Origin of the sequence: Paenibacillus doosanensis, from assembly GCF_025060755.1 — a bacterium.
Taxonomy (GTDB): Bacteria; Bacillota; Bacilli; order Paenibacillales; family NBRC-103111; genus Paenibacillus_S; species Paenibacillus_S doosanensis.
The window spans coordinates 65,287-88,480 of the sequence record NZ_JANYUY010000033.1 but is presented as its reverse complement, the minus strand read 5'-3'; the positions used below and the strand labels follow the sequence as shown (position 1 = coordinate 88,480).

The 23,194-nt window shown below is 54.4% G+C and carries 18 protein-coding genes and 1 pseudogene; 17 read left to right on the top strand and 2 right to left on the bottom strand.

The features are described 5' to 3' along the window. Positions 1–125: 125 nt before the first annotated feature. The 15 genes and pseudogenes from N0M98_RS21595 to N0M98_RS21525 form a co-directional block, all read left to right on the top strand. Positions 126–338: pseudogene (locus N0M98_RS21595) on the top strand (heme ABC transporter ATP-binding protein); the annotation flags it as partial. Further along, positions 335–1,405, top strand: coding sequence for an ABC transporter permease (locus N0M98_RS21590; RefSeq protein WP_259619104.1), 1,071 nt, complete (start codon positions 335–337; stop codon positions 1,403–1,405). The pseudogene N0M98_RS21595 and the gene N0M98_RS21590, both read left to right, overlap by 4 nt. 1 nt (position 1,406) lies before the next feature. Then, the gene (locus N0M98_RS21585; protein ID WP_259619103.1) at positions 1,407–2,372 is read left to right on the top strand and encodes an ABC transporter permease; all 966 of its coding nucleotides are present in this window, start codon (positions 1,407–1,409) and stop codon (positions 2,370–2,372) included. Between the two features lie 18 nt (positions 2,373–2,390). Continuing rightward, positions 2,391–3,071, top strand: a complete 681-nt coding sequence (deoC, locus tag N0M98_RS21580; protein ID WP_259619102.1) for a deoxyribose-phosphate aldolase — start codon at positions 2,391–2,393, stop codon at positions 3,069–3,071. A gap of 65 nt (positions 3,072–3,136) precedes the next feature. Next, positions 3,137–4,441 (top strand): amidohydrolase family protein, encoded by a 1,305-nt coding sequence (locus N0M98_RS21575; protein ID WP_249866218.1) that lies wholly within the window; start codon positions 3,137–3,139, stop codon positions 4,439–4,441. A gap of 75 nt (positions 4,442–4,516) precedes the next feature. Beyond that, complete coding sequence (locus N0M98_RS21570; protein WP_249864511.1) at positions 4,517–5,701, top strand: NupC/NupG family nucleoside CNT transporter; 1,185 nt, start codon at positions 4,517–4,519, stop codon at positions 5,699–5,701. A gap of 77 nt (positions 5,702–5,778) precedes the next feature. Continuing rightward, on the top strand, positions 5,779–7,065 hold the full coding sequence (locus N0M98_RS21565; RefSeq protein WP_259619107.1) for an NCS2 family permease: 1,287 nt from the start codon (positions 5,779–5,781) through the stop codon (positions 7,063–7,065). Between the two features lie 671 nt (positions 7,066–7,736). Further along, complete coding sequence (locus N0M98_RS21560; protein ID WP_259619101.1) at positions 7,737–9,692, top strand: ABC transporter substrate-binding protein; 1,956 nt, start codon at positions 7,737–7,739, stop codon at positions 9,690–9,692. Positions 9,693–9,922: 230 nt separating this feature from the next. Then, positions 9,923–10,921, top strand: coding sequence for an ABC transporter permease (locus N0M98_RS21555; RefSeq protein ID WP_259619100.1), 999 nt, complete (start codon positions 9,923–9,925; stop codon positions 10,919–10,921). Positions 10,922–10,924: 3 nt separating this feature from the next. After that, complete coding sequence (locus N0M98_RS21550) at positions 10,925–12,070, top strand: ABC transporter permease (RefSeq protein WP_259619099.1); 1,146 nt, start codon at positions 10,925–10,927, stop codon at positions 12,068–12,070. A 60-nt stretch (positions 12,071–12,130) separates the two neighbouring features. Beyond that, positions 12,131–13,189, top strand: a complete 1,059-nt coding sequence (locus N0M98_RS21545; RefSeq protein ID WP_310944170.1) for an ABC transporter ATP-binding protein — start codon at positions 12,131–12,133, stop codon at positions 13,187–13,189. A gap of 1 nt (position 13,190) precedes the next feature. Continuing rightward, positions 13,191–14,207 carry an ABC transporter ATP-binding protein gene (locus N0M98_RS21540; RefSeq protein WP_249864507.1) on the top strand — a complete coding sequence of 339 codons (1,017 nt, stop codon included), beginning with the start codon at positions 13,191–13,193 and terminating at the stop codon, positions 14,205–14,207. Then, on the top strand, positions 14,204–14,785 hold the full coding sequence (locus tag N0M98_RS21535) for an HAD family hydrolase (protein ID WP_249864506.1): 582 nt from the start codon (positions 14,204–14,206) through the stop codon (positions 14,783–14,785). Before N0M98_RS21540 ends, N0M98_RS21535 begins: the two co-directional genes overlap by 4 nt. Positions 14,786–14,787: 2 nt before the next feature. Continuing rightward, positions 14,788–15,804, top strand: a complete 1,017-nt coding sequence (locus tag N0M98_RS21530; protein WP_259619098.1) for a LacI family DNA-binding transcriptional regulator — start codon at positions 14,788–14,790, stop codon at positions 15,802–15,804. 135 nt (positions 15,805–15,939) lie between these two features. Continuing rightward, on the top strand, positions 15,940–16,920 hold the full coding sequence (locus N0M98_RS21525) for an aldo/keto reductase (RefSeq protein ID WP_249864504.1): 981 nt from the start codon (positions 15,940–15,942) through the stop codon (positions 16,918–16,920). A gap of 76 nt (positions 16,921–16,996) precedes the next feature. Here the strand turns inward: N0M98_RS21525 and N0M98_RS21520 are convergent, their stop codons facing one another. Next, the gene (locus tag N0M98_RS21520) at positions 16,997–18,688 is read right to left on the bottom strand and encodes a sensor histidine kinase (protein ID WP_249864503.1); all 1,692 of its coding nucleotides are present in this window, start codon (positions 18,686–18,688) and stop codon (positions 16,997–16,999) included. A gap of 494 nt (positions 18,689–19,182) precedes the next feature. On the opposite strand from N0M98_RS21520, the gene N0M98_RS21515 reads away from it, so the two are divergent. Together N0M98_RS21515 and N0M98_RS21510 are read left to right on the top strand one after the other, a co-directional pair. After that, the gene (locus N0M98_RS21515) at positions 19,183–19,656 is read left to right on the top strand and encodes a DUF2798 domain-containing protein (protein ID WP_249864502.1); all 474 of its coding nucleotides are present in this window, start codon (positions 19,183–19,185) and stop codon (positions 19,654–19,656) included. A gap of 720 nt (positions 19,657–20,376) precedes the next feature. Further along, a complete protein-coding gene (locus N0M98_RS21510) occupies positions 20,377–21,459 on the top strand; it encodes a Gfo/Idh/MocA family protein (RefSeq protein WP_249864500.1) in 1,083 nt (360 codons plus the stop codon). Here N0M98_RS21510 and N0M98_RS21505 read toward each other — a convergent pair. Then, positions 21,443–22,351, bottom strand: coding sequence for an AraC family transcriptional regulator (locus N0M98_RS21505; protein WP_259619097.1), 909 nt, complete (start codon positions 22,349–22,351; stop codon positions 21,443–21,445). The two genes, N0M98_RS21510 and N0M98_RS21505, sit on opposite strands and share 17 nt — an antisense overlap. Between the last annotated feature and the right edge of the window lie 843 nt (positions 22,352–23,194).

Here is a 23,194-nt window from a genome sequence, read left to right as displayed (position 1 = left end):
TGGTTATCTGGACAATTTCCATTTTACCAAACATGAAGGGTGTTTTTCTGTCAAGCTTGCTAATTTTTCAAAAGATTTTCAGTAGCAGCAGTATCTAAGCGTGTTTTTCAAGGTGCGAAACTTGAGTTCATAAGAAGCTGGTCGAACAGAGGGATAAAGGGAAGGCGGTGCTTCTCTATTCGCTCGAATTGGATGAAATCATGAATTTATCCGACCGGATCGTGGTGATGTATGAAGGAACGATCGTCGGGATCGTCGATCCCCGAACGACGGATGAACAGCAAATCGGGCTTATGATGTCCGGAAGCGCAGTGCGGCAAGGAGAGAAAAGCACATGAGCAAGCTTATTCACTGGTTGTTTAAAGAGTCCTCGTTAGTATCGCTGATCGCCATCGGCATCGGCTTGCTGCTTGGATCGCTGATTATGCTAGCGGGCGGATATAATCCGCTGCTGGCCTACGGCTCCTTGTTCGGTAAAGCATTCGGGGACGTATACAATACCGGGGAGACGATCCGCCAGATTACTCCGTTTATTTTTACCGGGTTATCCGTAGCCTTCGCTTTCCGGACGGGCTTGTTCAATATCGGGGCCGAAGGGCAGTTCATTATGGGGGCGCTGGCGGCCGATTTCGTCGGGATTTCCCTGCATATGCCGTGGTATATCCACGTTCCGCTGGCTGTCGTTGCAGGTGGTTTGCTCGGAGGATTGTGGGGCTCGATAGCGGGCTATTTGAAGGCGGTTCGCGGCGTCCACGAAGTCATTACGACAATCATGCTGAATTGGATCGCGTTGTACTTGTCCAACTACTTGATCAAGGCTTGGCTGCTCGAACCCGGCCAAATGAGGTCCAAGGTCGTCGATAAGAGCGCCTGGCTGTCCTCCGCGGGATTGTCTGAGCTGTTCGGAGGCTCGCGGATTCATTACGGGATCGTTCTGGCCCTGGCGCTGGCCGCCGTCTTCTACGTGGTGCTGTGGAAAACGAAGCAAGGGTTCGAGCTGCGCGCCGTCGGGCTCAATCCCGACGCTTCGGAATATGCCGGCATCCAGGTGAACCGCAACGTAATCAAGGCGATGTTCATCAGCGGCGTCTTCGCAGGCGTCGGAGGCGTGTGCGAGGTGCTCGGCGTGTTTCATTACCAGGCGGTCAATACCGCTTTTCCGGGATACGGCCTGATGGGGATTGCGGTTGCCCTGATCGGCAGAAACAGTCCTGTCGGAGCGATCCTCGGAGCCGTGCTGATCGGCGTCTTAACCTACGGCGCTTCGGGCATGAAATTCGGAGCGGGTGTTCCCGAGGAGCTTGTCAGCATTATGATCGCCTTAATTATTTTCTTCGTAGCGGCCAATCAGATCGTGAAGCAGCTGCTGAAGCTGACGGCCAAGAACAAGAAGGAGGTGCTGTAGAATGCAATTCCTCCAAATGACCGGCGAGCTGATGCATACGACGATCGTATTTGCGACCGCGCTCGTGTTCGCTTCGCTCGGAGCGTTGTATTCGGAGCGCGCGGGCGTGGCGAACATCGCCCTGGAAGGATTAATGACGGTAGGAGCCTTCACAGCGGCCATCGTCACGTATTTCGTGGAAACGCAGCTCGGCGGCGGCGCGGTTTCTCCGTGGATCGGCTTTGCGGCGGCCGTCGCGGCAGGGACGATCTTCGCCGTGCCGCATGCGGTGGCATCGGTAACCTATAAGGCGGATCAGATCGTAAGCGGTGTGGCGCTTAATTTCCTGGCGATAGGAATCACGATTTATTTGTGCAAGGTCATCCTTCACGGAGCGGCGCAGACGCCTACGCTGAAGGCGGTGTTCACCAAGTGGGATATTCCGTTCCTATCCGAAATACCGTTTCTGGGTCATGCCGTGTTCAGCGCCTATCCGACCAGCTATCTGGCGTTTATTCTGGTCGCCGTCTCGGTGTTCGTGCTGTATAAAACGCCGTTCGGCCTTCGCCTGCGCGCCGTCGGCGAGCATCCGAAAGCGGCCGATTCGATGGCGATCAGCGTCTCGAAGATGCGCTATATGGCCGTGATGATCAGCGGGGCGCTGGCGGCAATGGGCGGAGCGACGGTGACGCTGACGACGACAAGCAACTTCTCGCACAGCACGATCTCGGGCCAAGGATATATCGCTCTGGCGGCGTTAATTTTCGGCAAATGGAGGCCGGTTGCGGGGATGTGCGCCGCCTTGTTCTTCGGGATTGCTTCGGCGTTGAAGTCGGTCTTTCAGGTGCACGGCATTACCGATTATATCCCCGTCGATTTTATTTACATTTTCCCGTACGCGTTAACGATTCTCGTACTGGCCGGATTCGTCGGACGTGCGGTGGCGCCGGCGGCTTTGGGCAAGCCCTATGAAAAAGGACAAAGGTAAGCGAAGGAGAGAAGCGGCATGGACGAAATAGCCAAAAAAATCGATCATACGTTATTGAAAGCGGAATGCACGAGAGAGGACATTATCAGGCTGTGCGCCGAAGCGAAGGAATATGGTTTGGCTTCCGTGTGCGTGAACCCGTATTGGGTGCGGCTGGCAGCCAAGCTGCTTGAAGGCAGCGGGGTGAAGGTGTCCACCGTTGTCGGCTTTCCTCTGGGAGCGACCAGCACGTTCGTCAAAATCGCCGAGGCCAAGGACGCCATCGCCGGCGGAGCTGCGGAAATCGACATGGTGCTGAATATCGGGGCGCTGAAATCGGGCGACTTCGAGACGGTGAAGAAGGACATCGAGGGCGTTGTCATTGCCTGCGAAGGGCAGGCTGCGGTCAAGGTCATTCTGGAGACGGGTCTGCTCTCCTACGAGGAGAAGATTATCGCCTGCTCGATTTGCAAGATGGAGGGCGCCGACTTCGTCAAAACGTCCACCGGCTTCGGGCCGGGCGGGGCGACGACGGACGACATCGCGCTGATGCGCAAGACGATCGGGCCGAACATGGGCGTCATGGCCTCCGGGGGAATCCGGGATCTGGTCACCGCCAGGCAGATGATCGGCGCCGGCGCGACGCGGATCGGCACCAGCGCCGGCGTCGAAGTCGTCATCGGGGGCAAAGGCGAGTTCAACCGGAAGGACGGCGAATGACGAAACTTGAAGGAGCGGGAGGGAGAAGCTTGAGAACAGCGTATATCCACGGTCATTTTTTTACGATGGATTCCGAATACCGGACTATGGATCGGGGAATGATGGTGGTCGAGAGAGGGGCGATCGTTTATATCGGCGATCATGCGGAAGAGCTGCTGGCCGGAGCGGACGAGATCGTCGATCTGGCTGGCAAATGGGTGCTGCCCGGGCTTGTTAATACTCATTCCCATATCGTGATGACGATTCTCCGGGGCGTCGGTGACGATATGCTGCTGAAGCCTTGGCTGGAGACGCGAATTTGGCCGATGGAGTCCAGATTTACGACGGAGATCGCTGCTGCCAGCGCCAGGCTGGGCATTCTGGAAATGCTGAAGTCCGGAACGACGACATTCTCCGATATGTTTAATCCTGCAGGCATCGACGCCGATGCGGTGATGCAAGCCGTCGCCGAGACGGGAATCCGCGGTGCCTTCTCGTATACGATATTCAGTATGGGCACGCTGCGGGAGCAGCAGGCGAATCTTGCCGGAGCGGAGCGGTTTGCCCGGCGTTACAAGACGGCCGCGGACGGCCGGCTGACGACGATGGTCGCCCCCCACAGCCCGTATGCCTGCACTCCGCATGCGTTAGTCGAAAGCGTGCGGATAGCGCATGAGAACGATCTGATGCTGCACATTCACGTCTCCGAGACGGAGACCGAGGTAAGCGACATCGAGCGGCGCTACGGCGTGCGGCCGGTCGAGCATCTGCGCCGTCTGGGCCTCTTCGGCCGGCCGGCGGTGATGGCGCACGGCGTCGTGCTGAATGACGAAGAGCGGCAGATCATGAAGCGGCACGACGTGAGGGTCGCCCATAATCCGATCAGCAATCTGAAGCTGGGTTCGGGCATCGCAGACGTCGGCCGGCTTCTGGACGCCGGGATTAAGGTCGGCATTGCGACCGACGGCGTCGCTTCTAACAATAATTTCGATATGTTCGAAGAGATGCGGACCGCTGCGCTGCTGCAGAAGGGAACGGCCAAAGACGCCGGACGGCTGCCTGCCCCTACCGTATACGCTATGGCTACGCGGATGGGAGCCGAAGCGATCGGCATGAGCCATACGGGCTCTCTCGAGCGCGGGAAACGGGCCGATTTTATTACCATCGATCCGTATGACAAGCCGCATTTGCAGCCGGTGAGCAGGGCGTCTTCGCATCTGCTGTACTCCGTCTGCGGCCGGGATGTTTGCGATGTGTATATCGACGGAAACGTCGTCGTGAAGAACGGACAATGCTTGACGATGGACGAAGAGAAAGTAATGGCCGAGGCGAATCGGCTGCTGAGCCGTATCGGCGAACCCCGGCACGGGGCGCCAGCGGCCGGCCGGTGAACCGGCGGTCGGCCTTACGGCCGACGACTGGACGACAGCGTACCGTGAATCTTACTTGCAGATGGGTGTGACATCATGAATTTGATATTTCTACTGACAGGTTTATTGTTTGTGCTCGGGATCGCCTATCTTTTCAGCAACGGCCGGAAGAAGATCCGGATCAGACCTGCCGCTACGATGATTGCCATTCAGCTCATTCTGGCCTTCGTGCTGCTGAATACGGAAGCGGGGATCGGGATCGTAAGTTATTTGTCTCTGATGTTCAATAAGCTGCTGGAGATGGCGGATACGGGAATCGACTTCGTGTTCGGCGGTCTGGAGAACGAAGGCGCGTTTACGTTTTATTTGCATGTGCTGCTTCCGATTATTTTTATTTCCATTCTGATCGGAATTTTTAATTATTTCAAAATTCTTCCTTTTGTCATTAAACATGTGGGAAGAGCGTTGAGCAAAATCAACGGCATGGGCAGGCTCGAAAATTATATTGCGGTTTCGACCGCGGTATTAGGCCAGCCGGAAGTTTATTTAACGGTTAAAAAGCAGCTGAGACTCGTATCGGAGAAACGTCTGTATACGTTCTGTACATCCGGTATGAGCGCTGTAAGCATGGCGATCGTCGGTTCTTATATGAAAATGCTCGAGCCCAAGTATGTCGTCATCGGCGTCGTTCTGAACATTTTGTCGGCTCTGATCGTTGCCAGCATCATCAACCCTTACGAAGTCAAAGACGAAGAGGATCTTCTGCTGCTGGAGGACGGGGAGGCCAAGCCTGCCTTCTTCGAAATGGTCGGCGACAGCATTATGGACGGCTTCAAGATCGCCTGCGTCGTCGCCGCCATGCTGGTCGGTTATGTCGCATTAATGAGCTTGCTTAACTATGCTTTCACCGGAGCTTTCCATATCTCATTCCAGACGGCTCTCGGCTACGTGTTCGCTCCCATCGCCTTTCTTATGGGGGTGCCGATGCACGAAACCGTACATGCGGGGAGTATTATGGCGACCAAAATCGTGACCAATGAATTTGTCGCGATGCAGGGATTTCAATCGCTGGCGGCCAGTCTGTCTCCGAAGACGATCGGCATCTTATCCGTCTACCTGGTGAGCTTCGCCAATTTCGGCACGATCGGCACGCTTATCGGCGGCATTAAAGCTTTGGATGAGAAGCAGGGGAATCAGGCGGCGCGTTTCGGGCTCAAGCTGCTTCTGGGCTCGACGCTGGCTTCGGTCATCTCGGCTACGGTTGCCGGAACTTTCTTATAACAACAAGATTCATTTCATAGAAGTTATGCATGCAAAGCATAATGGGGCGGGTTAGGGGTTGAAATGGGGGAAGAATGATGATTCAACGTTTTAACCGGCATTTTGCGCTCGAAGCGCATGGAACGACATGGAGAAGGGAGCTCATGGCCGGGCTCACTTCCTTTTTTACTTGCGCCTATATCGTATTGGTCAATCCATTGATTTTGCAGGATTCGGGAATACCGTTAAGCGCCGGCGTCATGGCCACGCTGGTCGCTTCGATCGTCGGCTGCCTGTTGATGGCTCTTTGGGCGAATGCGCCCATTATTGTCATTCCGGGCATGGGGCTGAACGCTTTTTTCAGTTATACGATCGTTCAGTCGCTGGGGCTTTCCTGGCAGCAGGGGCTGGCGGCCGTTACGGTCAGCGGCATTCTCTTTCTAATCGTGAGCGTCACTTCGTTCGGGGGCCGAATCGTCGGCGCCGTCCCGCCTTCCTTGAAGCACGGCATTACGGCGGGCATCGGCCTGCTGCTGACCTTTATCGGATTGCAAAAAGGAGAAATCATCAGGTCCGGCTCGGCGACGCTGGTTACTGTGGGCAGCTTCCACAATCCGGTGATGCTGTCGACGCTGGCGGGTTTGGCCGTTACGTTTATGCTGTTCGTACGAAACGTGAAGGGCAGCTTGCTCATCGGGATTTTCGTCACCAGCCTTATTACTTTTGCCGGTACCGGAAAAGCGAACATGACGACGGAGGCGCTGGATGTCCGGGCTTACGGGCGGATCATGACTTCCATTGATTTTCATCTATGGCAGGTCCCGTTCTGGATCGCCGTCTTCTCCATGACCATGATCGTGCTGTTCGAAAATATGGGACTGCTGAGCGGGATGCTCCCGGATGCGCGAAAGTTCCCCAAGGCTTATCAGACGGTAGCCTTCTCCGCCGTGCTCTCCGGCCTGCTCGGTACAAGTCCGACCATCGCTTCCGCGGAAAGCGCGTCGGGGATATCGGAGGGAGGAAGGACGGGCATCCCCGCCTTGATCACCGCTGTCCTGCTCGGGGTATCGGCTCTGGCGCTGCCGTTCATCGGAATGATTCCCGGCAATGCGGTCGCTCCGGTACTGATCGTCATCGGGGCGCTGATGATGAAGAGCGTGCAGGAAATTCCTTTTCACGATCTGTCGGAGGTGTTTCCGGCCTTCCTGATCATCGTCTGTATCCCTTTAACTTCAAGCATCGCCGACGGGCTTGCTTTCGGCTTCATCGCTTACCCGCTGATGAAGCTGGCGACCGGTCAATTCAAGCAGGTGCCTGCGATGCTCTACGTCATTGCAGCGCTGTTCATGCTCAATTTCATCGCATCCTCGGTCTATGTGCATTAGAGCGGGAGCGGCGGCCCGCCTCGGTAGGAAGCGCTTATGCAGCTTCCGTTCGTAAGAGCGAACCGTAAATTCACCGGCCCGCGACTGCCGTGACAGCACGACATGGCAGACACGCGGGCTGCTTCTGTGCGTACGGGGCGATCCCATGAAAATAATTTCATAACATAAAGCTATTGCATTATGAATCAATCCAATGTAGTATTTAATTAAGCGCTTACAAACCATATTCAACCAACATCCCCTGATTAAACCGGTTTAATCATGGCGCGACAGATCATCGTACCGACACCCGCATCTCTGCATACCACACACCGCACGATTTCATAACCCATGCCTACAACATCCCATGTCCTGCTGTATAGATTGGAATTGGAGCCCGCCGTTAACTGCTGCCATGAACCGCTGAATGCAGTCATTCATCCCGATACGGCGCTTTTTGCTGCGGACGCTCCCCCTTCGTAAGGATTTGATAAAGGTTTATCCGACTCTGTTATTAAACCGGTTTAATTCTCCTTTAAACCGATTTAATGATTCAAGGAGGTGAGAACGCACCAAGGGCAGCGCCGCATCCCGACATTTGGCCGGCCGCATGCCGCGCATCGGCGTAAGTACGCCGCAGTACAGGTTGATTCCTCAGGTAGTCGTTGTCAGATATGATCATGGAGGGGATTATGTTGAGAAGCAGATGGTATCTTGTTTGTATGATTTTCCTTATGGTCTTCGCTTTGGCGGCATGCGAAAGCGATCCGGGCTCACCGGCCACAGCACAGGTTACTCCGGCGCCGCCTCCTGTCGCTCCGGAGAAAATAGACGCCTTCAAAGAAGCGCCTATGCTCAACAAGCTGGTCGGGGCAGGAACCTTGAAGCCCGTCGCCGAACGGATGCCGGCGAAAGAAGACACTATGGTGGAGAAGGTCGTCGAGGAGACGGGAACCTACGGAGGCGATTGGAAGCTGCCGTGGGGCGGACCGAACGACCGCTGGACGGTTGGCCAGCCGACGGAAGAAGCGCTCTTTCGCTTCAACAAGGACGGAAGCACGGTAGAGCCTAATGTCGCCAAAGGCTACGACGTCAATAAAGACTCCACCGAATTTACCATTTATTTGCGAAAAGGCATGAAGTGGTCGGACGGCGAGCCGTTTACGGCCGACGACGTTCTCTTTTATTGGGAGCATATGCTGACCAAAGAAACCTTCGGCAAAAAAATATACGACGCTTACTATTCGGTCGATCCGGTCACCGGCGACAAAGCGTTGGCCCAGGTCGTGAAAGTGGACGACTATACGTTCAAGGTCATACATAAATATCCGAGCGTGCAGTTTCTGGAGCGCGTTGCGATCGACAACAAATGGTTTTTTGCGCCGGCCCATTTCCAGAAGACGATTTTGCCCGAGTTTATCGGCGACGACAAGGCGCTGGAGACGGCCAAGAAGTGGGGCTTCGAGGATGTCAAGTCGTTCCTTGTAGCGACCGGCTATTACTATTGGATTTACCCGCAAATCCCGACGCTGAGGGCATGGGTGGCGAAGAACGATCCGAACAGCGATCAGTTCATTATGGAACGCAATCCGTATTATTGGAAAGTGGACGCGGCAGGCAATCAGCTGCCTTATATGGACCGGATCGTAGCGACGAAGGTGCAGGACCCTGCGCAGCGCGTGCTCGGCACGCTGGCGGGTGATTATAACCTGCTCGAATTCGATTTCAAGGATTTCACGGTGCTGAAGGAAAACGAGAAGAAAGCGAACTTCCGGGTCATTCCATGGAACACGCCGTCCTGGTCCAGCGCAGGTATTCAGCTGAATCAGACGATCGACGATCCTAATTTGCGCAAGCTGTTCCAGGACAGCAAGTTCAGGGAAGCGCTGTCCGTCGCCGTAGACCGCAAGGAGATTTCGGAGATTGTAACGAACGGACTCGGAGCCCCGCAGCAGGCTTCGGTGCCGGAAGGGCTGGTCGGTTACCAGAAGGGCTGGGCCGATCAGTGGAGCGCATACGATCCGAAGCGGGCCGACCAGCTGCTCGACGAGCTCGGACTCACGAAGCGCGACAAAAATAATTTCCGTCTCAACGCGGACGGCTCGGATTTAACGATTACGATCATTGAACCGAGCACGAGCACGGCTTCGTTCCTGGAGCTGGTCAAGAAGTATTACGAAGCGGTCGGCATCAAGGTCGATTTGAAGGTCGTCGATCAGGGGACGCATCAGGAGCTGAAATATTCGAATAAAATTCCGGCGACCGCCGAAAATATTTCGGTCGTCAACGTATCGTTCAGACCGGATACGCTCGTTCCGCTAAGGGTGCTGACTCCATGGTACGGACATTACGGCTTATATACTTCTTCCAACGGCAAAGAAGGGGTGAAGCCGGAAGGCGACGTAGCTCTAATTATGGATTACTGGAATAAGGTGAAGGCTTCGACGACGAAGGAGGAGATTACCAAGTGGAGCAATGAGATCATTAAGCTTCATCAGAAGAACCAGTGGATTATCGGCTATGCGGGCCCGACGCCCAAGCTGATCGTCGCCTCCAATAAAATGCATAACGTGCCGAAGGATCTCATTCACTGCGACGAATTCCGCAGTCTCGGTCACGGCCATCCGGCGCAGTTTTTCATCAAATAACTACCGAAACCGGCGGGTAAGAGTCTGTCCGACGGAGTTACGTTTGTGCATATTGAACGAATAATGACTGTATATTTCTCCGCTGACGCTGCTTAATTACTGTCATTTTGCCTATATACCTTCTACGTCGTTCATCGGACAGACTCGTAACGGAAGGGAATCGTTATTCCCCTCCGTTACCCCGTCGTCTCAGCCGTATCGGAGCTTAAGGAGAGAGAGGATAGGATCAGATGCTCCCTTATATCGCAAGAAGAATCGTTATGGTCATCCCCGTCGTTATCGTCATTTCGATTATCGTGTTTTATATTATCCAGCTGCCTCCCGGCGACTACGTCTCCAGCTATGCGGCCAAAATGTCCGTAGCCGGCGACGTGATGTCGCAGCAGGACATGGATGAGATGAGGGCGAGCCTGAAGCTCGACAAGCCGTGGTTCGTCCAATATTTGCTGTGGATGAAGAACATTATACTTCACTTTGACTTCGGGTATTCCTTTAACTACAACAAGCCGGTGATGGCGGTGATCGAGCAGTATATGGCGCTCACGCTGATCGTGTCGCTCGTCACGATGGCCTTCACGTATTTGGTCGCCGTGCCCATCGGCATTTACTGTGCGGTGCGGCAGTATTCGGCGGGAGACTATATTTTCTCCGCCATCGGTTTTCTCGGGATGGCGACGCCGCATTTTTTGCTGGCGATCATCTTAATGTATCTTTCGTATGAATATTTCGGCGACCCGCTGCTCGGACTATTTTCCAGCGATTACGTGAATGCGGCCTGGTCGGTGGGCAAGGTGCTCGATTTGCTGAAGCATATGATCATTCCCGTCATCGTCATCGGATTGGCCAATACGGCGGAGCTGATCCGCGTCATGCGGGGGCAAATGCTGGACGAACTGAACAAGCCGAACGTCATCACCGCAAGAGCCAAAGGCTTGTCGGAGACGAAAATTTTGCTGAAATATCCGACGCGCGCCGCCTTGAATCCGATCGTCAGCACGCTGGGCTGGTCGTTAACTTCGATTTTTACGGGATCGACGATTACGGCGATCGTGCTCAATCTGCCGATTCAGGGGCCTGTTATGTATAACGCCCTGCTAGGCCAGGATATGTATCTGGCGGGCACGTGGCTCTTGTTTATGGCCGTATTGACGGTCATCGGGACGTTAATCTCGGACATATTGCTGGCATGGCTCGACCCCAAAATTCGCACAGAGTTCAGGGGGATGTAATCGATGAAAACGATAACGATATTCCGCAAGCCGGATATAGTCGGCAGGAAGCCCGCCAAGCAGGAAGACGCCTATTACAGCTCGCAATGGCGCCTGATGTACCAACGGCTGAAGAAGCATAAGCTGGCCCGCATCAGTCTGGTCATCTTGTCGCTGTTCTACGCGGCCGCTTTGTTCGCCCAGTTCCTCGCGCCTTACGGCCTGCAAAGCTATGACAGCAAATATGTCAACGCGCCGCCGATGGGCCTGCATTTTGTCAATGCGGACGGCAAGTTTCACCTCCGCCCCTTTGTCTATGAACTGAAGTCCGGCCGTGATCCGGTCACCTTCCGCAAAATATTCGTCGATGACGAGACGATTCAGTATTCGCTCCGCTTCTTTGTCGAAGGGGAGAGCTACAAATTTCTCGGTCTGATCCCGACGAGCACGCATCTGTTCGGGGTCGAGCAGCCGGGCAGGCTGTTTCTGTTCGGCACGGACGGCATGGGGCGGGACCTGTTCTCGAGAATTGTGCTGGGCAGCCAAATCTCGCTGAGCATTCCTTTGATCGGCGTCGCGATCAGCTTCGTTCTCGGCCTAATGATCGGGGGCGTCTCCGGCTATTTCGGCGGCTGGATCGACTCGGTCATTCAACGGCTGATCGAGATCATCCGCTCCTTCCCGACGCTTCCGCTGTGGATGGCGCTCTCGGCGGCCATTCCGCCCCGGATTCCGGTCGTCACGATGTATATTTATATCGTCATTATTTTCGCTTTTATCGGCTGGACCGATCTGGCTCGCGTGGCTCGGGGGAAATTCATTTCGCTGAAAAACGAGGAATATGTCATGGCGGCGAAAATAGCCGGCGTCAGCGATGCGAAAATTATCGTCAAGCATCTGCTTCCCGGCTTCATCAGTTATCTGGTGGTAGCGACGACGCTGGCTATCCCCGGGATGATTCTCGGCGAGACGGCGATGAGCTTCCTCGGCCTCGGCATTCGTTCGCCCGCGACCAGCTGGGGCGTGCTGCTGCAGGAAGCGCAGCAGATCGACAACGTGGCGCTCTATCCTTGGAAGTTAATTCCTCTGGGATTCGTTATTATCGCCGTGCTGACCTTTAACTTTTTGGGCGACGGCCTGCGCGACGCCGCCGATCCGTACAAGAGATAGCGGCGAGCTGTCGGTCCGGCAAGACGGACTTTATTTAACCTACAAAGCGAGGGGATCGTATTGGCTTCTCAAGCTTCGGCAACGGAAATTGCGGCAAGGACGGAAGAAGATCCGCTTTTGTCCGTGCAAAATTTGAAAATCCGCATCCAAATGGACAACGGGGAAATGAAAGCGGTAGACGGGGTCGATTTCGAAATCAAGCGAGGGAAGACGCTGGGCCTCGTCGGCGAGTCGGGCTGCGGCAAGAGCTTGACCAGCCGGGCTATTATCGGGATTAATCCGAAGGAATGCGAGACGACCGGCCGCATTATGTATCATTCGGCGGAGGAGAAGGCGCTGCAGCAGCTCGACCTGCTGTCGCTGGGACCGCGCAGCAAACAAATCCGTTCGATTCGCGGCCGCAAAATCGCGATGATCTTCCAGGAGCCGATGACCGCCTTCTCGCCGATGTATACGATCGGCAATCAGATTATGGAGGCGATTCGGATACACCGCACGAAGGATAAGCGGGAAGCGAAGCGAATTGCGCTGGAGATGCTCGGCAAGGTCGGCATCTCCGACCAGGAGAAGCGGTTCGATCAATATCCGCATGAATTTTCCGGCGGCATGCGTCAGCGGGCGATGATCTCGATGGCTCTGTCGTGCAACCCCGAGCTCCTGATTGCCGACGAGCCGACGACCGCGCTTGACGTTACGATCCAGGCGCAGGTGCTGGAGCTGATGAAGCAGCTGCAGCAGGAATTCGGCATGGCGATCCTGCTCGTCACGCATGATCTGGGCATCATTGCCGAAATGTGCGACGAGGTGGCCGTCATGTATTTGGGGAGGATCGTGGAGCAGTCGACGGTCGACGACATTTTCTACAACCCGAAGCATCCGTATACGAAGGGCCTGCTCCGCTCGATGCCGAAGCTCGGGGCCGACAAGCAGAAGCGGCTCGATTCCATCGAGGGCACCGTGCCGATGCCGATCAATATGCCGCCGATGTGCGGCTTCTACGACCGCTGCAAGGAGCGGATCGAGGGCGTATGCAATACGCAGGCTCCTCCGGCGACCCGGATATCCGGCAATCATACGGTGCGGTGTTTCTTGTACAAGGATGGAGGCGAAGGCAACTAATATGGCTAAGCAGCTACTGAACGTCGTAAACTTAAATAAGGATTTTCAGGTCAAGTCGGATAAAACGTGGTTTCGCAAGCCGACCTCGGTCCGCGTGCTGAGCGGCGTATCCTTCGAGCTGTTCGAAGGCGAAACGCTCAGCATCGTCGGCGAGTCGGGCTGCGGGAAGACGACGCTGGGGCGCTGTATCGTGCGGGGGATGAACGCGACGTCGGGCCAGGTGCTGTACCAAACCGAGGCCGGGGAAGAGGTCGATTTTTTAACCTTAAAGGGCAAGGAATTCAAACGGCTGCGAAAAGACGTTCAGATGATTTTCCAGGACCCGTACTCGTCCTTAAGTCCGAGAATGAGCGTCTATGACATTATCTCCGAGCCGCTGCTCGCCAATTTCAAGCTGTCCAAGGAGGAAGTGGACGAGAAGGTAACCGACATTGCGCAGAAGACCGGCCTTAATGTCAGCTACCTGAAGCGGTATCCGCACGCCTTCTCCGGTGGACAGAGACAGCGCATTGCGATCGCCCGGTCCTTGATCTCGCGCCCCCGCCTGATCGTCTGCGACGAAGCGGTATCGGCGCTGGACGTTTCGATTAAGGCGCAGATCATTAATTTGCTGAAGGATTTGCAGCAGCAGCTGCAAATTACGTATATTTTTATTTCCCACGATTTATCGATCGTGCAAAATATTTCGGACCGGGTGGCGGTCATGCACCTGGGCAAAATCGTGGAGCTGGCTCCGGCCGAGCCGCTGTTCTCGCTGCCTAAGCACCCGTATACGGAAGCGCTTCTGTCGGCCGTGCCCGAGCCGGACCCTCGCCTCCGGAAGGAGCGGATCATTCTGGAGGGAGAGGTTCCGAATCCGGCGAATCCGCCGAGCGGCTGCCACTTCCATCCGCGATGCGCTTACAAGACGGATTTATGTACCCGGCAGGAGCCGCAGCTGCAGCAGATCGGCGAGCAGCATTACGCAGCCTGCCATTACGCCGGCGAATTGAATCTGAAAGGGGTTGCCCGTTTATGAACACGAAGGATGAAGCTCAACCGAGCGCGAAGAAGCTGATTATTTTTCTCGACTGCGGGGATACGATTATCGATGAAGGTACGGAAATCCGCGACGAGCACGATATCGTCGTGCAGGCCGACGTCATTCCCGGGGCGGACCGGATGGTGAAGACACTGGCCGAGCGGGGATACCGGCTTGCGCTGGTGGCCGACGGCTACGCCCAATCGTTCAAAAATATACTTACGCAAAACGGACTGTACGATGATTTTGAAACGATGGTGTATTCCGAAACGGTGAAGGCATTCAAGCCGAGCCCGCGCATGTTTAAGGCGGCTGTCGGGGCGATGGATTTAAGCGAGCGGGATCTCCCTCGCATTGTGATGGTGGGGAACAATTTGGGCCGGGATATTAAAGGGGCCAATCAAATGGGGATCACCAGCATATTCCTGAGCTGGACGCCGAGGTACCCGAAGCAGCCAACCGACGAGAGCGAAATTCCCGATTATACGATCAAGGAGCCGATGGATTTGGTCGATTTGGCGGAACGGCTGAATGAACGGCTTGAAGAAGCGGACTTAGGGAGGATGTCGGGGTAGTCATGGCCAAAATCGACGACGTAGCAAGGCTGGCCAAGGTGTCCAAGGGCACGGTATCCAATGTGTTCAGCCAGAAGCGGCGAACGAGTAAGGAAGTGACGGAGAGGGTGCTGAGCGTATCGAGGCAGCTGAATTATGTGCCCAACCATATTGCCCGCAGCCTGGTAACGAAGAAGACGATGGCGATCGGCCTGACGATCCCGCACGGCAATTTCTTTTTCAGCGCCTTCCATAATCAGTTCATTAACGGGGTTGTGCTGGAAGCTTCCTATCACGGATACCGGGTGCTGCTGGATATGATTCCGACCCAGCAGGTGAAGACGCCGTTTCTGTCGAGCTACCCGATCGACGGCGCCGTCGTGATGAGCCCGACGACCGACGACGAACGCATTCGGCTGCTGCATGTGGACGACATTCCGTTCGTCACGGTCGGGAGAGTAATGAACGCCGATATCGAGAACGCCCCCAGCGTAGATAACGACAACGAGCGGATGATGCATAAGATCGTGCGGTATTTGGCGGACAAAGGCCACCGCAGCATGATGTTTCTGAATGCCAACGAGCTGATGACCGTGTCGATCGACCGCAACGAGGGCTTTATCCGGGCGATGGAAGAGCGCCGGCTTCCGGTGGAAGCGTATATGATTCATCATAAGCCGGCAATATTGTCCAACGAGTATATGGATTACGGCTATGCGGAGACGCTGGAGGTTCTTAACGGGCAAGGCCGAGGCGTGACGGCGATCATCGCGGATGACGACAGAACGGCGTTCAGCTCCCTGAACGCGCTTAAGGAGCTGGGGCTGCGGGTGCCGGAGGACGTGGCGCTGTTTGTCATCTGCGGCGATTTGTCGATGATGGTGCAGTCGAATCCGTCCTTAACCAGCATGGATCTCAGGCCTTCCGAGCTGGGGGCCCAATCCGTACGGCTGTTGATGCATAAGCTCGGCGTGCTGACCGATCATTTCCCGGAAAATATTGTCGTGGAGAGCACCGTCGTGGAAAGAAATTCCTGCTAAAAGCTTACCCGAAGGTTACTAAATTTACCTGAGCTTCCTATCTCACCTATTATTGCGTACTGGAATAAATAGACAAGTGGAGGTATGATGAGAATGTCTGTACCGTAGCATGTTCAAAATAAGGAGGTATTTGTGATGGAGTACACTTATTTAGGTCGTTCCGGGTTAAAGGTCAGCAGGCTTTGTTTGGGAACTATGAACTTCGGCGTCGATACGGATGAAAAGGAAGCATACCGGATTATGGATGCGGCAGTCGATGCGGGAGTCAACTTCTTCGATACGGCCAACGTGTACGGCGGAGTAGGCGCGCGCGGCAAAACCGAGGAAATTATCGGCCGCTGGTTCGCTCAAGGCGGAGGCCGGCGCGAGAAGGTGGTCCTTGCCACCAAAGTATTTGGAGATATGGAAGACCCGAATGACGGGCCTAATGCGGCTCGGGGATTATCCTCTTATAAAATCAGGCGTCATTTGGAGGCGTCGCTGCAGCGGTTGCAAACCGATCATATCGAGCTGTACCAAATGCATCACGTGGACCGCGACGTCTCTTGGGACGAGCTGTGGGAAGCGTTTCGCGTACATATTTATCAAGGAAAGATCGGTTACGTCGGGTCGAGCAACTTTGCCGGGCGCGATCTGGTGAAGGCGCAGTACGAAGCGCGCAGCCGCCATTTCTTAGGGCTTGTGTCGGAGCAGCATAAATACAGCCTGCTGTGCCGGTTGCCCGAGCTGGAAGTGCTCCCGGCGGCCGAGGAATTCGGCATCGGCGTCATCGCCTGGAGCCCGCTGGACGGCGGTCTGCTCGGCGGCAACGCTTTGAACCCTGCGCAAGGATCGCGCAGCGTCCGCAACCAGGCGCGCGCCGAACAGCGCCGCGGGCAGCTGGAAGCCTTCGGCAAGCTGTGCAGGGAGCTCGGGGAGAGCGAGGCCAATGTAGCGCTGGCCTGGACGCTGGTGCATCCGGCGATGACCGCGCCGATTATCGGTCCGCGCACCTTGGAGCAGTTCCAGAGCACGCTGCGCGTCGTAGACATTCAGCTCAGCGAGGACGTGCTGCGGCGGCTGGACGAGATATTCCCCGGCCCCGGAGGCGACGCGCCGAAAGCTTACGCATGGTAAATGGTCGAAAAGCCCCTGGAAAACGGCCTGATGGGCCGATTCCGGGGGCTTTCCCGCGCGGTGGAAGCAACTGAGGTCAACCGGCTTCCTTGCGGTGCTTTTCAATCGGCAGCAGCACCTTGAAGCGGATGACAGCCGCCTCGGATTGCGCGTCGCAATGAATATGACCTTTGTATTTTTTGACGAGCTCGCGGATGATGGCAAGACCTAGGCCGGAATGCCCGGTCTTTTGCTTCGTGCTGTGGCCTTCCTTGAAGAGCAGCGGAACTTCGTGCTCTGCAATAGATTGGCTTAAAGGGTTTGCGACTTCGATGCTCATCATGCCGTTATCGATCAGATTGCCGATAATTTTGACGATATCGACCGATTTGACGCCGAGCGCAAGCTCCTGCATGCCTTCGATTTCATATTGGAAGTGAATATGAAGCGGCATCGATTTGGCGATTTTTGACTGGATCAAAGCGCCGATCGCCGGGTTGCCGATATTGATAATATCGTTGATCTCAATTATTTCTCCCAAATATTCCTCGGAGTACGTTTTGATCTCGTTATATTTTTTCATTTGAACCAGGGCATGCAGTGTGGACAGATGATTCAAGAAATCATGGCGCTGCCCTTTAATCGTAATGAACATCGAATTGATCTGGTCGATGAACGATTCCTGCGCCGACCGGGTCGCATCGTCTTTGGCCTTATGAATCCAGCGCGCCACTAAGTAGACGAGAGCCAGAATAATCAGCGTCGTAACCAATAGCACGTACAGCAGGTTTACCAATTGCTTGTTCAACTGCTGATGAATCGAATCGTAGTCGCTGACAATCGAGACGACATACGGAATTTTGGCGTCCTTCATAGGAACGAACGTTTTCAAAACATGCTTCCCGTTAATTTGGGCCGTCGTGCTGACCGGCGTATCGGATTGCGCTGATCCGACGACATTGGCGAAATCGTGATCGGAATCGATGTAGCTATAATCTCCGTACATAATTTGGCGGTCGACCAGCTTGACCCATTGCTCGTTATTGGCGTTAAGCCCGCGGGCGACTTCCCTGCCGACCTTGTCCGGGTTGAAAATTGTAATCTCCAGCACCTGCTTGTTGCTTTCCATCGTATGCTTGAGCAAGGCGGAAGGCCCGGTAATGTTCTCGTATTCCTGGATCGAGCTGTTCTGCAGCCACGGATCGATCAGGTAATTGGTGCTTCCGTCGTAATAATAGCCCCAGGCGCCGATTCGCGTCGGATCGCTGGTCGCGATTTCAAGCGGGCCTGACCAATAATTTGGCAGCTTGATGCCGTCGTATTTATCGCCGGTTACCTTTTTTTCATCGAACAGCTGATTGAACGCCTTAAACCATGAACCCCAAGAGCGGGTACTGATGCCGCGTTCCTTAGGGTCGGTAGAGCGGGCTCCGACGATATCTCCGTCCGGTTTGCGTTCGAACAGCGTAATGCCGGAGATAAGGCCGATCTCGTCCCGCAGCTGCAGCAGCTGTTCATCCGTGACATCGGCAATGTCGGGACTGAGCCGATCCTTGATGACCAGTGCCGCGGTGCGCAGCTGGGAGGTCATCGTATCCATCAAATATTGACTGCCGGATTGCGCCTGCTCGATCGACATGCTGATTTGCTTGGCGATGGCTTCGTTTTGCAGCATTTGGTTTTCGGTCAGCAGCTTCTTGGTAGAGAAATAATAGGTAACGTGGTTCAATAATAAAATCAGGATTACCGATAAAATAAATATCGATAGAAACCTTTTTTTGGTTAACATCAAGTGGAACCTACTTTCGGTATGTTATCATGTACAGAATTGTATATGCTGCGGAAGCGTTTTTCGTCAAAAGGATTCAATATGTATCATGCCGAGAACAGCTTATGGAGCCGAACCCGATGGAGGGAATCAGATCCCATTATACCACAGTATGAAAGAGAAGCGTTCACCTTTTCATAGAAAACGTTTATGGGAGAAGAGCCGGCCGAAGCCGGCTTTTTCGTTGTTTAGGAAATGATGCGCAGCCATTTCCTGTGGATATCCGGGGGCTCCCCCGAAAGTAATGTCTAACCATAGAACGATCCCGGCGGATTGGTTAGACGCCGATCCAGCCGAAGCTGGATGCGGACGGAATAAGCTTCAGAGCATCACGTCACCTTTGGGGGAGTGGTTCCCTATTCCGCAGCCGTATGCAATGTTCACATAATGTTCACTTATGAGGGGGTTTCCCCTATCGCTATAATAACAGGGATAAAAAGAAAGGATGATGAACGTTGCCTAAAACGAAGAAGGAAGAAGTTTATTTCGGGTTGATGATGTGCTCGGGGATGGTCGTATTCATGACGCTGTACAATTTGTTTACGCATGGTTTGATCGGCAAGCTGTCTTTGGGGGAAGTGCTTATTCAACTGCTTGCCGCGTTTATCGTTGCGTTCTTAGTGGAGCTGTTCATTGTGGGGCCCGCAGCCAAAAAAATTGCATTTTCGCTGCCTTACGATAAATCGAAAAAGGTTACGGTCATTCTTGTACTGGCCTTTTGTATGGTGAGCGGAATGGTTCTCTGCATGTCCCTGTACGGCTTATTGAACAGTTACTTCTCCGGTGCTCCGATCGGCGAGTCGTGGCTTGAGAGCTATGTTACATTAGTGGGTCAAAACTTCATCTTCGCTCTTCCGCTCCAGCTCGTCGTTGTGGGGCCGCTGGCTCGGTACGTATTCGCTAAGCTCCAATACGTTCAGGGAAGCTGACGCCGCCTTTGGGGTCCGGCCGAAGCAGCCGGCTCCGCCTGACGGGAGAAGGGAGGGGCGGAGCCCGTTCCCTCCTTGTACGCTAACGTATGCGTTACGCCAAGCCCAAGTCCCACCCGGGGCGTTCGTTCTATTCCGTTACGGTACGCCGCTATTGATCGATTCGGGCAACTGCTCCTGCGGGTATCCGAAATACCGGGCGTATGATTTGCAGAGCGTAACGCATAACGTCGTGCCGTTTAACGTACAAGCGCAATCCGCCGAGGATTTGGCCCGCGGCGCCAAAGAGCCCGGCCCAGTATACCGGTCGATCACGCCGGACTGCGCTATGTTTATGCGGATGCGGCAGGCCCGATGTCGCGGTGTTCTCGCGCAACTTCCGCAGAGAGTGCCGTTGTATCCGGCGGTGAATGCGGTGCGGATATTTATGCCGGAAGGAGCGCGCGGTTTGCAGCGAGTGTGAAGGAGGCGAGCACCTTAGGAACCGCGGGAGCGTGGACTAGGGATGAAGCCTTCGGCATCACTCGTTTTTTTGTTATCGCGCCCATCCGGCGTTACCGCAAAGTACTGTTATTTTTGCACAAAGAAGCGTTACATGAGCGAACGAAATCTTGCTATGCTAGAAACCGGAGGATGCGGGGACAAACGCGCTCATCGCCGATGTTGCTCCGCGGACGTTTATGACGGCAGGACGTATCGATAGAGAGGGGAACATATAATATGCAAAAAAACGACGGAATGAACTACGCGCCGCAGGGAAGCTTCCAGGCGGTTTGCCAACCCGGAGAATTTATTTTTGCGGCCGCGGCCTTGGATCACGGACATATTTACGGCATGTGCAACGGGCTGAGGGAAGCGGGCGGCCAATTAAAGTGGGTATATGACCCGGACCCCGCGAAAGTGGAGAAATTCGTGCAGACGTACCCGGAAGTGCGGGCGGCCAGCTCGCTGGAGCAAATTTTGCAAGACGACGAGATCAAGCTGGTAGCGGCGGCGGCCATTCCTTCGGACCGCGGGCCTCTGGGGCTTCGCGTCATGGATCACGGCAAAGATTACTTCACGGATAAAGCGCCGTTCACGACATTGGAGCAGCTGGAGGCGGCCCGGCGGAAAACGGCCGAGACGGGGCGTAAATATGCTGTGTATTACAGCGAACGCCTGCATGTGGAAAGCGCGATTTATGCCGGGCAGCTTATCGAACAGGGAGCGATCGGGCGCGTCGTTCAAGTCATCGGAATGGGACCGCACCGGATCAACGCGGGCAGCAGGCCGGGCTGGTTTTTCGAGAAGGAGAAATTCGGCGGCATTCTGTGCGATATCGGGAGCCATCAGATCGAGCAGTTCCTTTATTTCACCGGCGCGAAGGATGCCAAGGTGGTCCACAGCAAAGTCGCCAATTATAACTATCCCGAGCATCCGGGCTTCGAGGATTTCGGCGATGCGACGCTGATCGGAGATAACGGGGCAACCGGCTATTTCCGCGTAGACTGGATGACGCCCGACGGATTAAGCACTTGGGGAGACGGTCGCTTGACGATACTCGGTACGGACGGGTATATCGAGCTTCGCAAATATGTGGACATCGCCCGCGACCGGACGAGCGGCCATGTGTATCTGGTCAATCATGAGGGAGAGCATCACTTCGCCGTGAACGGGAAAGTCGGCTTCCCTTACTTCGGGCAGCTGATTCTCGATTGCCTGAACCGGACGGAGACGGCGATGACGCAGGAGCATGCTTTCAAAGCGGCCGAGCTGTGCCTTATCGCTCAGCGCGACGCCCTCCAAATCAAAAGTCGGGAGTAGTGGTGAAGCCCGATTGAGTCTGCCACTGCTTCCGGTATTGATGAGGCGTAACGCCCATTTTTTTCTTAAAGGTTTTGCAAAAAAAAGAGCAGTTGGGCATCCCGACGGCTTCTCCGATATACGCAACGGATTGATCCGTGGAGATCAGCAGCTTGACGGCTTGCTGCATCCGCCTGGCGATCACATAGTCGGAAATGCTGGAGCCTGTACACTCTTTGAACAAATGGGACAAATGATGCGGTGACAGATGCAGCTCGCCCGCCATTCGCTCCAATCGCAGCGCTTCGGTATAATGCCCCTCCAGCCAGGCGAGAATTCGCTCGGCCTGGTGGGGCTTGCGCGTTATGCTGATGCCGCTCTGACCCATGCTTTTTTGCTCCCATACCGATTTGAAATCGCGGAAGAAAGCGATCAGAAACAAGGAGTATTCTTCGAGCGCGTCCTTTTGATTGAGCGCGGGTATTCTATGATCCATGCTTTGCAGCAGCGAATGAAACTGCATCGGCGGCTTCAGGTCATAGAGGCAAGGACTGGACAGCTTGCTTGTATGAATATGTCGTAGCAGAGCCAGCAGGCTCGGCCATTTCTCGAAATAAGATTCGTAAAGCGAAGGCTCGAACTGTATGATCGAACGGACGAAAGGAGTCTCTCGGCTGAGGTCCATCTGGATATGGTGCAGCTGATACGGCTGGAAGATGCAGAGCATCCCCGAGGTCACTTCGTAGCTTTTTTGATCGACGATCAGCGTGCCTTTCCCTTCGTGGACAATCAATATTTCGATGCCTTGATGAGCGTGAAATGTGCCTTGAAACTGCTCGATCTCCGTGCTTTTTCTTTGGTATGCAAAATAGAGCTTCAGTTCGTTTAAATCGAGATGCGCGATATAAGACATGACTTCACTTCCTTTATCATCAGCTTACCCAATTAGGTTCCGGCAGGCAAGACGATTTTCGGGGAGCTGCAGGAGCCGATCGCTGACGGCGGCTTGCGGCCTCGGCCTCGGAGGGAGATTGGTTCCCCCTGCGGAAGCTGTGTTCGATACATCGGACGGATGGCGCTAGCTGCGGCGGCTTGTAATAGCAACGGACGCCACAGCCGTTAATGGGACGAAATCAGCGGTTTTTATATTGTAACGGACAGCACGGCTCTTACTGGGCTCTCATCCGCTCCCAAACGAGATGTTTTCGGTAAATAGGTGCGGCTATGTCCGTTACACTTTTTAACTCCTCCGTGCTTGATGAAGTACCTCTTATCGAACAACTAAGTAACCTATGAGGACTATAATATGGTAAAATGATTGTGAATTAGGGACTTGAACCAAAAAAAGGGAGGTGCTTTGGGAACAAAGCTTTCAAATATTCACGTTAAAACAAGCGATATGGAGCAATTGCTCCTATACTCAAAGAAATAGCACAAACAAGAATGAAGAGCAATCATGATTGGAATGTGCTTTTTGGTGCAGAAATCGCCCCCGAATCACTTCTTATGGCTGCGAAAAGATCGAATCACGATTACTATATAGGCCGGCTAAGAGACGGTTGGATTAGTGTTATGAGTGTACCGACAAAGATCCTGGAAACCCTTGATCTAATGGATTGTGGTGAGGCTCTGAGCACATTTGAATCTATCCTGAATATTCCTTTACAAATAAAAGCCGATTGGTTTATGTACGATCATATGATCGAGGCCCAGATATGACTCTGTCTGAGTTATTCCATCCTGACGAAGCCAGAAA